This window comes from Leuconostoc sp. BM2 (genome assembly GCF_002095565.1).
GTDB classification, from domain to species: domain Bacteria; phylum Bacillota; class Bacilli; order Lactobacillales; family Lactobacillaceae; genus Leuconostoc; species Leuconostoc falkenbergense.
Window position 1 is genome coordinate 1 of sequence record NZ_MOWQ01000039.1, and the last position, 13,773, is coordinate 13,773.

The 13,773-nt window shown below is 40.2% G+C and carries 15 protein-coding genes and 2 pseudogenes; 15 read left to right on the top strand and 2 right to left on the bottom strand.

Annotated elements, in window-relative coordinates:
• Positions 1–80, bottom strand: an 80-nt coding sequence (locus tag BMG01_RS11020; protein WP_143471347.1) for a helix-turn-helix domain-containing protein, incomplete at its 3' end; no start/stop codon positions are given.
• Between the two features lie 95 nt (positions 81–175).
• Here BMG01_RS11020 and BMG01_RS08910 point away from each other — a divergent pair.
• The 15 genes and pseudogenes from BMG01_RS08910 to BMG01_RS08980 all read left to right on the top strand — a co-directional run.
• Positions 176–1,294, top strand: a pseudogene (locus BMG01_RS08910) (PTS ascorbate transporter subunit IIC); the annotation flags it as partial.
• Positions 1,295–1,327: 33 nt separating this feature from the next.
• Positions 1,328–1,633 (top strand): PTS sugar transporter subunit IIB, encoded by a 306-nt coding sequence (locus BMG01_RS08915; protein ID WP_004913450.1) that lies wholly within the window; start codon positions 1,328–1,330, stop codon positions 1,631–1,633.
• A 10-nt stretch (positions 1,634–1,643) separates the two neighbouring features.
• Positions 1,644–2,282, top strand: a complete 639-nt coding sequence (locus BMG01_RS08920; RefSeq protein WP_004913453.1) for a 3-keto-L-gulonate-6-phosphate decarboxylase UlaD — start codon at positions 1,644–1,646, stop codon at positions 2,280–2,282.
• Positions 2,283–2,284: 2 nt separating this feature from the next.
• Positions 2,285–3,151 carry an L-ribulose-5-phosphate 3-epimerase gene (locus BMG01_RS08925; RefSeq protein ID WP_004913457.1) on the top strand — a complete coding sequence of 289 codons (867 nt, stop codon included), beginning with the start codon at positions 2,285–2,287 and terminating at the stop codon, positions 3,149–3,151.
• A complete protein-coding gene (locus BMG01_RS08930) occupies positions 3,151–3,870 on the top strand; it encodes an L-ribulose-5-phosphate 4-epimerase (RefSeq protein WP_004913461.1) in 720 nt (239 codons plus the stop codon). The genes BMG01_RS08925 and BMG01_RS08930 overlap by 1 nt, the downstream gene beginning before the upstream one ends.
• A gap of 309 nt (positions 3,871–4,179) precedes the next feature.
• Positions 4,180–5,057 (top strand): annotated as a pseudogene (locus BMG01_RS08935) (ATP-binding cassette domain-containing protein).
• A gap of 16 nt (positions 5,058–5,073) precedes the next feature.
• Positions 5,074–5,820 (top strand): hypothetical protein, encoded by a 747-nt coding sequence (locus tag BMG01_RS08940; protein ID WP_004913469.1) that lies wholly within the window; start codon positions 5,074–5,076, stop codon positions 5,818–5,820.
• Positions 5,821–6,066: 246 nt separating this feature from the next.
• Positions 6,067–7,923: an FAD/NAD(P)-binding protein gene (locus BMG01_RS08945; RefSeq protein WP_004913471.1), complete on the top strand. Its 1,857-nt coding sequence runs from the start codon at positions 6,067–6,069 to the stop codon at positions 7,921–7,923.
• The gene (locus BMG01_RS08950) at positions 7,923–9,158 is read left to right on the top strand and encodes an amidohydrolase family protein (protein WP_004913473.1); all 1,236 of its coding nucleotides are present in this window, start codon (positions 7,923–7,925) and stop codon (positions 9,156–9,158) included. Before BMG01_RS08945 ends, BMG01_RS08950 begins: the two co-directional genes overlap by 1 nt.
• The gene (locus BMG01_RS08955; RefSeq protein WP_004913475.1) at positions 9,155–9,964 is read left to right on the top strand and encodes an HAD-IIB family hydrolase; all 810 of its coding nucleotides are present in this window, start codon (positions 9,155–9,157) and stop codon (positions 9,962–9,964) included. Before BMG01_RS08950 ends, BMG01_RS08955 begins: the two co-directional genes overlap by 4 nt.
• A 53-nt stretch (positions 9,965–10,017) precedes the next feature.
• Positions 10,018–10,884, top strand: coding sequence for an NAD(P)-dependent oxidoreductase (locus BMG01_RS08960; protein WP_004913477.1), 867 nt, complete (start codon positions 10,018–10,020; stop codon positions 10,882–10,884).
• Between the two features lie 99 nt (positions 10,885–10,983).
• On the top strand, positions 10,984–12,048 hold the full coding sequence (locus tag BMG01_RS08965) for a BMP family protein (RefSeq protein WP_004913479.1): 1,065 nt from the start codon (positions 10,984–10,986) through the stop codon (positions 12,046–12,048).
• Between the two features lie 114 nt (positions 12,049–12,162).
• Positions 12,163–12,297, top strand: coding sequence for a 50S ribosomal protein L34 (gene rpmH / locus BMG01_RS08970; RefSeq protein ID WP_002816117.1), 135 nt, complete (start codon positions 12,163–12,165; stop codon positions 12,295–12,297).
• A gap of 128 nt (positions 12,298–12,425) precedes the next feature.
• A complete protein-coding gene (rnpA, locus tag BMG01_RS08975) occupies positions 12,426–12,776 on the top strand; it encodes a ribonuclease P protein component (RefSeq protein WP_004913483.1) in 351 nt (116 codons plus the stop codon).
• Positions 12,773–13,624 carry a YidC/Oxa1 family membrane protein insertase gene (locus BMG01_RS08980; RefSeq protein ID WP_004913485.1) on the top strand — a complete coding sequence of 284 codons (852 nt, stop codon included), beginning with the start codon at positions 12,773–12,775 and terminating at the stop codon, positions 13,622–13,624. Before rnpA ends, BMG01_RS08980 begins: the two co-directional genes overlap by 4 nt.
• A gap of 59 nt (positions 13,625–13,683) precedes the next feature.
• On the opposite strand, the gene BMG01_RS11670 is transcribed toward BMG01_RS08980, so the two are convergent.
• Positions 13,684–13,773: IS3 family transposase (locus tag BMG01_RS11670; RefSeq protein ID WP_143470296.1), on the bottom strand; the 90-nt coding region annotated here is incomplete at its 5' end.

The window sequence follows — 13,773 nt, forward strand, 5'->3', positions numbered from 1 at the left end:
CGCGCAATGGCACGAACAGAATAATTCAATTCGAGTAAAGTTTGAATGACAGTGCGTTCTTGAGATGATAAACTAGTCATGAGTCGCAGTTCCTTTATGGTTGTTTTAGACAATTACCATTAAAGGCGCTGCGGCTTTTTTATTCAAGTGTTCGGTTTAATTTTACAATCTACCATATACAAAATTACGTGCTGTATTTACAACTGGAAATGTTCAGGTACAGCAAGCAGCAACAGCGTTTTGGATTTTACTATTTGCGATTCCGAGTCTTGGACGAATTGAAGTTTTGCTTGTTATGGGTGTGTTGCTTGGCTTATATTGGGCTGTTGGATCTAACATGACAATCAAGCCAATTCAAAGACTTACTGATGGTGGCGGTTTCGCAATTGCCCATCAGCAAATGTTTGGGATTGCATTGGTAGCATGGTTAGCAGATAAGATGAGTTCTTCTGAAAAAAAGAAGAACAAGCCATCTTCTAAGCGCTTGGAAGATATTACTTTACCTGGTTTTTTGAAAATATTTAATGAGAATATGGTGGCCACCGCGATATTAATGTTTCTATTCTTTGGCATCATTATGTTCGTACTAGGAGAAAACTATTTCCATCAACTATTCATTACTAGTAAAGGGGCCTCTGGCTTAGCTCAAGGTGCGAGCTTCTTCTTCTACATTCTCACAACATCCCTTGGCTTCGCTGTTAACTTAGCAATTTTGCAACTGGGTGTTCGAACATTCGTTGGGGAACTAACTGAAAGTTTCACTGGTATTAGTGATACGATCCTACCAAATTCTGTACCTGGTATTGATGTTGCAGCGACATTTGCCTTTGGTGAACAAAATGCTGTGACAATTGGTTTCTTGTTTGGCGCATTAGGACAATTTTTAGCCATAGGGGCACTGATGATTTTCCACTCGCCAACTATTATTATTGCCGGATTTATTCCGTTGTTCTTCGATAATGCCGTGTTTGGTGTTATTGCCAACAACCGAGCTGGTGCTAAAGCAGCCATGATTTTGCCATTTTTCTCAGGCATTATACAAGTTGCTGGCGCAGCCCTAATCTCAACTTGGATTGGTATGTCAAAGTTCGGTGGTTACTTGGGTATGTTTGACTGGGATACTGTTTGGCCAGGATTCACAGTTATCTTGAAGTATCTAGGTTACTTCGGTGTTGTCGTGGTAGCTGCAATTCTACTTCTAATTCCACAACTGGAATATCGTAAGGATCCTAAAAATTATTTCTTGATGGTTGAAGATTATGATGCCTATAAAGAAAATAAGGGTCTTGAATAAAAAATTAATTTGCTTTAATAAAGGAGAATAATAATGAATATTTTAGTTTCTTGCGCTAATGGTTCGGGTACAAGCTTGATGATGATGAAAAGTGTTGAAAAATCAATGAAAAAGCTTGGCATTCCGGTATCAAAAATTAACCACACAAGTATTGCCGAAGGAAAGTCAACGGCAAGCCAGTATGATGCCGTTTTCACACCACTTAACTTTGTGGACATGTTTGAAGATGCCGCAAAAAAAGGCGTGACAGTGGTCGGTGTCAAAAATGTTATGAGTGACAAAGAAATCACCCAACGAATTGTTGACGAAACTGATTTTGAAGAGAAATACAAGAAGTGAGGATAAAAAAATGACGAAGCCTAATCTACAAATTGCTTTAGATCAAAATACATTAGCTGATGCTGCAAGAATTGCGCATTTAGCAGGGCCGATTGTTGACATTGTTGAAGTTGGCACGATTCTTGAATTGCAGGCGGGACAACAGGCCATTAGTGTTTTACGAGAGATGTTTCCTGATAAAATTATTGCATCTGATACCAAGTGTGCGGATGCTGGCTCAACAGTGGCGCAAAATTCAAAAGACGCCGGAGCTGATTTGATGATAGTTATTGATTCAGCAACAATTGCTACAATGAAATCTGCAAAGTCGGTTCTTGATGGGATACAGGTTGAATTGTACTCAGCATGGAATTGGGATTTGGCTGAAAAATGGCAACAAATCGGTATTGAACAAGTCATTTATCACCAGAGCAGAGACGCCTTATTGGCTGGTGAAGTATGGGGTGAAAAAGACCTTAACATTGTTAAAAAGTTCATTTCAATGGGGTTCAAAGTTTCTGTGACTGGGGGCCTTAATTTAGACACGATTAAATTGTTTAAAGATGTGCCAGTGTATACATTCATTGCTGGTAGAGCCATTACGGGTCAAGATGATCCAGCAGCTGCTGCACAAGCCTTCCAAGATGAAATTGGAAAGTACTGGGCATAACGATGGCGCGATTGGGCATTAATGAAAAATCCTTACCGTTCCAACTATCATGGCGGGAAAAATTGGCATTTGCTAAGCAGCAAGGTTTCTCTTTTATTGAATTATCAATCGACGAAAGTGATGAGCGTATTGCGCGCCTAGATTGGTCGGACAATGACATATTTAGCCTACTAAAAAATTCGTATGAATCGGGTGTTTCAATCGACACAATGATGCTATCAGCATTACGTAAATTTCCTCTAGGTTCACAAGATCCTATCCTTTATGATGCGGCATACAGTATGTGTCAAAAAGCAATTATCTTAGCTAAAAAATTGGGAATAAGAAATATTCAAATTGCTGGATATGATGAGTATTATCATGCCAAAACAGCACTCACCCGTGAGAATTTTATTGAGAATTTACAGCGAGTAGTTGATTTTGCAGCGGCGAATCAGGTTATGATTGCGATTGAAACGATGGACGATGACTTTATTAATTCAATTGGAAAGATCAGAAAAATCAAACAAAATATTTCGTCACCGTGGCTGCAGGCCTACCCTGATATCGGTAATATTTCAGCATGGCCGCAGGTAAATCCTGGGGAAGATTTGACTGATGGATTTGAAAATATCGTTGCTGTTCATGTCAAAGACACCTTGGCTGTGACAGAAAATACACCCGGTAAGTTTAAAAATGTGCCGTTTGGAACAGGTAATGTTGAATTTTTAGGATTATTTAAAACATTGAAGCGGCTTGGTTATCAAGGCACATTTACGATAGAGATGTGGTCAGAACGAGACAAAGATTGTGTTGACCAAGTCAAAAAAGCACACGATTTCATTCTTGAATTATTGACCCAAGCAGGTATTTTAATAGAGGTAGTATGATGTTAGAAGAACTAAAAAATGAAGTATATCAAGCAAATATGTCTTTGCCTAAATTGGGATTGGTAACATTTACTTGGGGTAAAGTGTCGGGAATTGATCGTGAAAAAGGACTATTTGTGATTAAGCCATCTGGTGTTGCCTATGAAGATTTGAAGCCTGATGATATGGTAGTGGTTGATTTAGATGGTAACGTTGTGGAAGGGGATCTAAACCCTTCTAGTGATACACCGACACATGCCTATCTGTATCGGCATTTCAAAAACATTGGTGGCATTACGCATACACACTCACCATGGGGCGTTTCCTTTGCTGCTGCTCAAATGGATATTCCTGCTGTTAGCACGACGCATGCAGACACTTTCTATGGTGATATTCCGTGCACGCCAGCTTTGAGCCAAGAAGAAATTCAATCAGCTTATGAGTTAAATACAGGAAAAGTCATTGTGTCAGAATTTGAGCAAAGGCAGATTGATCCTGATGCGACACCTGCTGTTCTAGTCAGCCAGCATGGACCATTTACATGGGGCGTCAATGCCTCAAAGTCTGTATATAATGCTAAAGTATTAGAAGTTTCAGCAGAAATCAGTTATCATGCGCTGCAATCGACGCGTTCGGATATTCATGTGCCCCAATACTTACTTGATAAGCATTATTATCGCAAGCACGGCGTAAATGCTTACTATGGGCAAAAAAAAGCAGTTTCTGTTAATCATAGTTAATTCATGTCGCAAAATACCCCAAAAGCATAATAGCTTTTGGGGTATTTTGTATGCAACCGTGTTTGTCAAAATCTTAAAAGTCAATATAAACTGACCAAAAATAAAACCTAATAAATGAGGGCGATTATGCTAAGGGAAACGATAAAAAACACCCAGTTTTCGATTGATAATACGGTGCAACTAACGGTTGCGACCTCCGCAAAAAAGTCTATACACGACTTTTGTGAGAAAATGTTTATTGACTAAATTGTTCATGTATAATCATTTTTATCAGCTGATGAATCAAGATCACGGAGAATAATATTAAGTATGGAAAACATTTTCAAATCGCAGTTAAGCGCCTTGCGGCAAAAAAAGCACTTGTCACAAGAATTGTTAGCACAAAAATTATTTGTCTCTAGACAATCAATATCTAAGTGGGAGAATGGAGAATCAGAACCTAACATTGATAAGCTGATTTCTATTTCAGAAATATTTTCGGTCAACTTAGATTTTTTACTTGCTGGTCATACACACGGCGATGCTTTAATATTGGAGCTGAAAAATTTAAACAAATCATTCAAAAATCCTGTTTTAAAGGATGTCAATTTATCTATTTATGGTAGAGATCGTATCGCTTTGTTGGGCAGCAATGGATCAGGTAAAACAACAATTGTTAATACGATTTTGGGCAATATCATTCCAGATAAAGGTAGTGTCGTTAAACATTTTAATGCGCAAGATGACCTCAGTGTTATGACGCAAGAAAACTGTTTGATTGGGTCTTTAAAGGTACGTGAACAAATTGCTTTATCTTTGAAAATATATGATGCCTACTCAAAGATCAACATAGACGCTATGCTCAAAAAATTTAGACTTACCGAGCAATCTGAAGTGATCGTGGATCAACTTTCCGGCGGACAAAAACGGCGTTTAGCATTACTTTTAACATTAATTAAACCATCAAAACTGTTGATATTGGATGAACCAACAGTGGGCATGGATTTAGAGTCAATTGATTTATTTTGGGATTATTTGGATCATGTGGGTGGCAGTGTTGTCACCCACATGATTTCAATCAAATTGATAACTACTTTACACGCGTCGTTTTACTAAAAGATGGTGTGATTAAGTCAGATGAATCAGTTGCCAATATTCACTCTAATAATCAGACGATTGAACACTGGTATCGTCTCATGAATCAATAATTAAAGGAGCTACTTAATGATTACTTGGATAGAAATCAAAGATACATTCAGAAATAAACGTTTTATTTTGTTTACAGTCGTTTTCCCATTGGCGTGGTATTTAATGATGTTAAGTGTTTTTAACGGCGCGGCACATCATTCGGTCAATCGTTATTTGTGGTTTACAATTGCTGCGATAATCGGTATTTCGGGTAATTCTGTTGTGACTTTTTCCAAAAAAATATGTGATACCTATCAGTTTTATAAATTACAATCTCAAACTTCGCATTATAGTATCAAACGTTGGATAACAGATCAGTTTATCGTGCAAGTTATTTTGAATGCCTGTATCGTTTTTGTTATCTTAGCTGCTGGCGTCTTATTTAAATCTTTGTTAATTAATTTGAGTTTAGTTATGTTAGTTATTTTGCTACTCATAATGGGGCTATATTTAAATGCAATTGGATTTTTAATCGGTATTTATATGGATCAAAAGACAATCGCTGCGCTCAGTATGCCGTTAAGTATGGGATTTGGCGTTTTGATGATTCGCTGGGATACCGTAACGGCCGCTAACGGTATCTTGATAAAAATAATTTCGATTATGCAGCAATTTTTCCTCGGCTACTATATTTTTGACTATATTAAAAAAATTGAACAAAGCCAATCAGTCAATCAATCCCTATTTAAATTTTTGTTGAGTGTTTTAGTGATTGCCATTCCGTTTATCGTTATTTATTTGAAAAAACAGCAATTGGTAGCACGAAACCATGTTAAAAACTAAGCCTCTCTGCTGAATAAAGGTAGCCTCGAAAGTGAAAAAACTTGCGAGGTGTTTTTTATTTTATAATTCTAAAGCGTTGTCTTCATCAAGTTCTCGTCATAAATTAAGACGATATATTTTCAACAGAGACAAGTAAAGACCGTACTTTGAAAATAACCGGTTAAACCATTATAATAGTGAGTGACTAATAATAAATCAGTATTGAAACCTTAGTTAGGTTGATTTGATACGCTGGGGAGAATATAAATGCAAGTAGCAATCATTGGTGCCGGTCCGCGCGGTTTAGCGGTAGCTGAGCGCCTTATTAATTTGGATGACAGTGACAATCAACTTGATGTACAAATCTTTGATCCTTACGCCATCGGTGGTCGTGTTTGGGACCCCGCAATCAAACAAAATAACTTATTTTTGATGAATACAGTCATTGACCAAGTGACACTGTTCAATGATGATTCAATTGAAAACGGTGGCAAGCCTTTTTCAGGACCAAGTCTCTTTCAATGGTTAACCACCGAAGCGAGTGATTTTATTGCACAACACCCAGAATTTGATAGTGCCTATGCGAATGAAATTTTGCAGCTGACACATACTGGTGATTTCGCAACGCGTGGTATCATGGGCATCTATGCGGCTTGGTTTTTTGAATGGTTAAAAAGACGTGTCAAAGGAAATCAAACGCTTAATTATACGAAACAAACTGTGGCCGATTTAGTTAAAATTGGGACGAAATTTCAAGTGACACTAGGTGATGGGACACAGATACTAGCAGATCAAGTCGTCATGGCATTGGGTCACTCTGATGATGAATTGACACCTGAGGAAGCTGATTTTAAGGCATTTGCCGATGAACATCACTTGCCTTATATTGGACCAACCCATCCATCAGAAGCTGATTTGTCAGGTTTGACAGAAAAGAATCGCGTGATTATACGCGGGTTGGGATTGAGCTTTTTTGATTATTTAGCGGCACTTTCGATTGGCAAAGGTGGGACTTTTGTCCGTGATGATTCCGGAGAGTTGATTTATCAACCATCTGGTCGTGAACCACATATCATTGCTGGTTCACGCGGTGGTTTCCCGCTACATGCGCGGGGTGTCAATGAAAAAGACGCTAGTGAGTTATACCAGCCAACTTTCTTTACGTTACCTGCTCTTGACGCGCTACGCGCTGCTGGCGACGGTAAAATGTCTTATGAGGCTTTTGAAAGTTTAGTGGTTAAGGAATTAACCTATAAACACTTGCTAAATCGCATTAATAGTGGGCAAAGTAATCTGACGTATGATCAATCTGAAGCACTTAAAGTGGCATTGTTAACGAGTGGTGACTTGAATGCCACAGCTGCTGAATTTGGTTTGAGTGATATACCATCATTAGATATTGATTTGGTACGTAATCCAGCTCGTGATTTACCACATGATGCGGATTATCGCACTTGGTTACTATCGCATTTGGCTGCGAATATTGCTGACGCACGTTTGGGCAATAAATCAGCACCATTTGCTGGTGCGTTTGACATTCTGCGTGACATGCGTGATCGTGTACGCTATGTTGTGGAACATGATTATTTCTCAGTTGATGATTATGAAAAGTTTTTGACCAAATTCCGTCCGTTGGACGTTTTGGTATCAGTTGGACCACCATTACTACGTGTCGAACAACTTCGTGCGTTGATAAAAGCCGGTATTGTCGATATTACCGCCTCACAAATCAAGGTGACAACCGAGGACGGTGAGTTTGTTGCACGAGATAGCCGACAACAAGAATACCACGGGAATGCCTTAGTGGAAGCAAGATTAGGTGCAACTAACATGGCAATCGCGGTCAACCCCATTTTAGTTAATTTGCGTGATAAAGGGACACTCGTTTCGCCAACCTTGGTCCGCCAAGATGGGACAAGTTGGACATTGGGTGCTGCTAATATTGATCGCCAAACATTAGAAGTCATTGATGCAAATGGGGATCACATTCCCAATTTGTACTTGTATGGCATTCCTGTTGAAGGTAAAAAATGGTTTGGTACTGTGATTCCTCGTCCGGGTGTTAACACGGTGATTTTGCGAGAAGGTGCTGTCATTGCACAACGCATTTTGGAGAACTTGTAATGGCAAAATTATTTACAAATGCGCGACTATACCAAGAAGATGAACAGGTTTTTAGACCAAACGCATGGTTCGTGGTGGCGAATGATCATATTGTTTCACGTGGAACAAATGATGTGCCAAGTGATTTTTCAAGCTTAGAAACAATTGATTTGCAGGATCACTATGTCATGCCAAGCCTGATTAATACGCATGTGCACATTGCTAATCGCGTATTTCCTGTTGGTGCTAATCAGTTGGTCAAAACTGATGAAGAACGGATTCAAAATGGTTTGGCAAATCTTCAAACGTTGCAACAAAATGGTGTAGCGTTTGCTCGAGCATTAGCAACGACAAATGATTTAGATATTGACATTGCCAAGCGGGCTGAGCAACAAAACTTGATTGGCTTACAAACTGCTGGGCGTGCAATTACAACAGTTGGTGGTCATGGCTCAAAGCAAGGGATCGTGGTTGCAACGCCTACCGAGATGCGGGCTGCCGTGCGTGGTCATTTTCTAGCAGGTGTTGATAACATCAAATTGTTTGCCAGTGGCGGCATTGCTTTTAGCCCTGATGAACAACCTGATGATGTGCAAATGTCATTTGAGTTAATACAAGCAGCTGCTCAAGCAGTTCATGAAAAATCTCATGCTCGTTTGGCAGTCCACGAAGAAGCGCTTGAAGGCGTTAAAATTGCCTTGCGCGCTGGCGCTGATGGCATTGAACATGCTTTTGATGCTGATGATGAAGCGATTAATTTGTTTCTTAAAACGGGTGCAACACTGACGCCAACGCTGATAGCACCCTATGTAATTGTCAAACGTGGGGATGGCATTTTACCAGAATGGATGGTCAAGACAGCTTATAAATGGGCGCCGCGACACATGCGCGCTTTAGGTCAATATGCAAAAGCCGGTGTTAAATTAACACTTGGGACAGATGCCGGATCACCGCTCAATGGCTTCAATGATACGGCGTTAGAGGCGCAATTGATGGTGATGGCGGGTGCAACACCGGCCCAAGTCATACAAGCGGCTACAATTAATGGTGCTGAATTATTACATATTGAATCCGAATATGGGCACCTAAAAGTAGGCGCTTTGGCCAATTTTATCGTCATGGATCAGTCTCCGCTTGAAAATATTACTGCGGTAAATTTGCCAACCGTTTATTATAAAGGTAAACTAGTGTCAGAGGCACCAGACCGTTCTGGTGAATTAGAATACCCATTGAATAAAGGAAGCTTGGACTATTGACAATTCAGCTTATTGCAACTGATTTAGATGGTACGTTTTTGACAGATGACAAGAAGTTTGACCAAACGTTATTTCGGCGTGTTTTGAGTCAATTGAAACGTCAAAATATTGCTTTTGCCATTGCAACTGGCGTTCATCAAGAGCGAATCAACGTTATTTTTAAAGACTTTTTGAATGAACCGATTAATTTTGTGACTAATAACGGTGCGCGTGTCATTAAAAGTGATGGTTCAGTGCTGTTTTCAAAGGCTTTGTCGGTGAAGACGTTAGCACGCATTCAAGATTTTTTAGCCCACTATGATGTTCAACCCGATCGTGGTTTGGTCTTTTCGACTGATGAGACGGCTTATTTGCCACAGTATGCCGACATTCAAAATAGTGAACGTTATTTCAAATTTTTTAAAAATATTGTTCGCTTTGAAAATGTCACAGACATTCCGGAGCCAATATATAAAGTAACAATGAGCTGGCAAAACTTTGATGAATCTCAATTTTATCGTGACGCGCGGCTTGCATTAGGCGCTGATGTCCACATTACGGAAACGGGGACTGGTGCGATTGATATTATAGCGGCTGGGGTTAATAAAGCCGCAGCTCTCAACATTTTAGCAGAAAGCCACGGCATTGATATGGCAGATGTTGTCGCTTTTGGTGACGGTGGCAATGATGTTGAAATGTTATGCGCGGTTGGGCAACCGTTCAAAATGCCAAACGCACGCATCACGGGTGATTATCAAACAGCAGTTGATGATAATAACAACAGCGGTGTGTTGAAAACAATTCAGAAGATAACGCATTTATCATAAAAAAGCATTGCAGTTGTGCAGTGCTTTTATAATACCTGTAAGGAGGCATTATTATGGCATTAGGATTTATTGGCACTGGCGTGATGGGAACGGGCATTATTAATAATTTGCTCAAAGCTGGATATCATGTCACGGTTTATAATCGCACCCAATCAAAGGCAGATGAAGTGATTAGTCATGGCGCCGTATGGGCGGATACACCAGCAGAAGTTGCCCAACAAGCCGATATTGTTTTTAGTATGGTTGGCTATCCGCAAGATGTTGAAGATGTTTGGACCCGAGATGATGGGATTTTTGCCGGTGCTAAACCGGGTACTATTTTAGTGGATATGACCACTTCGACGCCACATTTAGCTGAACAACTGGCACAGACTGGTGCGGATTTAGGCTTTAAAGTCTTAGATGCACCAGTATCTGGTGGTGATATTGGTGCGAAATCCGGCACCCTAACTATTATGGTTGGTGGTGAGGCTGATGTGTTTGAAGCCGTTAAACCTGTTTTTGAAAGCATTGGGCAACAAAATGTGCATGTGGGTACTGCCGGTAAAGGGCAACATATGAAGATGAGCAATAATATTGGTGTTGCCGCAACCGTCATAACAATGGCAGAATCTTTGGTGTACGCTAAAGCAGCTGGCTTAGATTTAGAAACGGCTTATAATGTTTGGCGTCAAGGGGCTGCTGGTTCTTGGTCAATTGATAATTACACGCCACGTGTATTAAAAGGCGATTTTGCTGCCGGATTTTATGCCAAACATTTGCTCAAAGACTTAAGAATTGCACTTGATGCCGCCAAAGAAATGGATATTGACCTCCCTAATACAGTCTTAGCAGAAAAATTGTTTGCAAAATTAAGTGTCGATCATGGGGATGAGGGCGTACAAGCAATTGTGAAATTGTGGGCGGCATTCTCGTCATAATTTGTTGCATTTTTAGTAAATAGTTGCTAATATGGTAGACAGTGTGTCAACACAAAATTTTCTATGTATACCGAGAGATACATAGTCGGAGGATATGATATGAAACGTTCTACCTTAGTCGGCGCAGTTGTCGCCGCTGTTGCAGTTATTGGCATTGGTGCCGCGGTTATCACCAACAATCAGGCTAGTAAAAAGGGCGCTTATAGTGTAGCGCTAGTGACTAGCACTGGCGGTGTTGATGATAAGTCTTTTAACCAATCCGCTTGGGCTGGTATTAAAAAATACGGCGAACAAAATGGGCTCAAACAAGGTGTTAATGGCTATTCTTACTTTGTGTCAAACGATAGCTCAGAAATTAAGTCTAACTTGCAACAAGCTGTTAAGGCCAACTACAAATTAGTTGTTGGTATTAGTTTTATGGGTGGCCCAGCAATGAAACAAGTTGCCAAAGCCAACCCTAAGACGCAATTTGCCATGGTTGAAGCAGAAGTACCATATAAAAACGCTGTTTCAATTATGTTCAAATCGGAACAATCATCTTATCTAGCAGGTGTTGCTGCCGCAACAGCCTCAAAAACAGGTAAAATTGGGTTTGTTGGTGGTGTCAAAGGTGAGGTGTTAAATCACTTTGAAGCCGGCTTTAAAGCCGGTGTATTGGCAACTAATCCTAAGGCAACATTTGTTTCACAGTACGCCAACACATTTACGGATGCGGCTAAAGGTAAGACAATTGCTGCTGCAATGTATGCGAGCGGTGTTGATGTGATATTCCAAGCTGCTGGTGCAACTGGTAACGGTGTTTTTGCTGAAGCTAAGGCTGAAAACCAAGCAACTACTGCAGACAAAAAAGTTTGGGTCGTTGGGGTTGATATGGACCAAAAAGCTGATGGTAACTACACTACCAAAGATGGCCAAAAGAGCAACTTTACGCTAGCGTCAGCTATCAAACGTGTTGATAATGCAGTCGTTTTGGTGGCTAATCAAGGTAAAAAAGGTAACTTCCCCGGTGGCAAAACAGTTACTTATGGCTTGAAAGAAAAAGGTGTCGATATTGCACGTGACAGCATGCCAGACAATGCTTGGCAAGCAGCACAAAAAGCAAAACAACAAATTTTAGCTGGCAAAATTTCAGTGCCAACTGATCCTACAAAAGTTAAACAATAATTAAGGCTAAGTCTAAAACTTTGATTTACTTGTGCTTGGCTTGAATTCATGGTATGATTATTAGCGAATTGCAAAGTTTTTGCAGGTAAAAATCGCGATTGGAGGTGAACACACATGAAGCGTACATACCAACCAAAGAAGCGTCATCGTGAACGCGTACACGGATTCCGTAAGCGTATGAGCACGAGCAACGGTCGTAAAGTTTTGGCTCGCCGTCGTGCAAAGGGCCGCAAGGTTCTATCTGCCTAACAAGGTCGCTGCTCTGCAGTGGCTTTTTTATTTACAAGTTGAAGCTGATACCTGTACTCAGGCAGCTTTGGCAAATCTAATTTTGAATGCGGGTCAACCGCGTACATAATAGGGAGCCGCGTCACGTTATGAGAAAAACATTCCGTATAAAAAAGCCAGAAGAATTTCAACAGGTTTTTAATAAGCATCATTCGGTAGCGAATAAGTATTTTATCGTCTATCAAATGGCTAAAACTGACCAAAAGCACTTTCGTGTTGGTTTATCTGTTAGCAAAAAAGTCGGTAAGGCCCATGACAGAGTGTGGGTAAAGCGGCGCATACGACAGAGTTTATTAGAATTAAAACCACAAATGCCTCAAGAGTTGGATTTATTAGTGATTGCGCGACCAGCCGCCGCACATCAAAGTCAAAAGTTCTTAAAAGAGCAGATGATTCATGTGTTAAAATTGGCTAAGATATTGAAAGAAGAGAATGCATGAAACGTTTTGAGAATATTTTAAAGAGTATTTTAAAGAGTATTGGCCCTATGCCATTAGTGATGTCAGTTGTGGCATTGGGTTTGATTATTGTTTCTGGCTTATCCTATGATGGACAAGTTGCGTCCCATAGTTTTTGGAGTGCCATTGTTGCCGTCTTCACCCGTGCCATCTTAGGCGCATCAAGTTGGTTTGGTAACAATTATGGTATGGGTATTATCCTGTTCACGATTTTCATTCGCTTCTTGATTTTGCCATTGATGGTCTATCAAGTCCGTTCCATGATGAAAATGCAAGTGGTCCAGCCAGCATTGAAGGCCCTGCAAGCCAAATATCCGGGGAAAGATACGGAAAGTCGTCAATTAATGATGGCGGAACAGCAAGCATTATATAAAAATGCTGGCGTTAATCCATTCGCCTCAATGCTACCATTGATTGTTCAAATGCCAATTTTGATTGCGTTGTACCAGTCAATCTGGAATTCACCGGTGTTGCGATCAGGTAAGTTTTTATGGTTAGAATTAGGTAGTAACGATCCGTACTACATTTTGCCAGTATTGGCTGCATTATTCACCTTTGCTTCATCATGGTTGTCAATGCAATCCAATCCAGACCAAAATGGGATAACTAAGGCAATGCCTTACCTATTCCCAGTGATTATCTTCTTCTCAGCCTTGGCAGTGCCTAGTGCATTGTCACTTTACTGGGTTGTGGGTAACGCTTTCCAAACTGTACAAACGTTCTTCTTGCAAAACCCATTCAAAATTCGTCGCGAACGAGAAGCAGCTGTGGCACTTGAAAAAGAAAAGCAACGTAAAATTAAAAAGGCACGTCGCGGTAAGCGTAAGTGATACTCAAAAAGGCAACCAAATGTGAAGTGAACCCCAATAGTTGGACAAAATAAAATTAATTAACTAACAGACTCAGTGGTGAGTTGTCGATATTGAACCGGCGACAAACCATTGAGTTTTTGTTTGATCCGGTGATTGTTGTAATAATT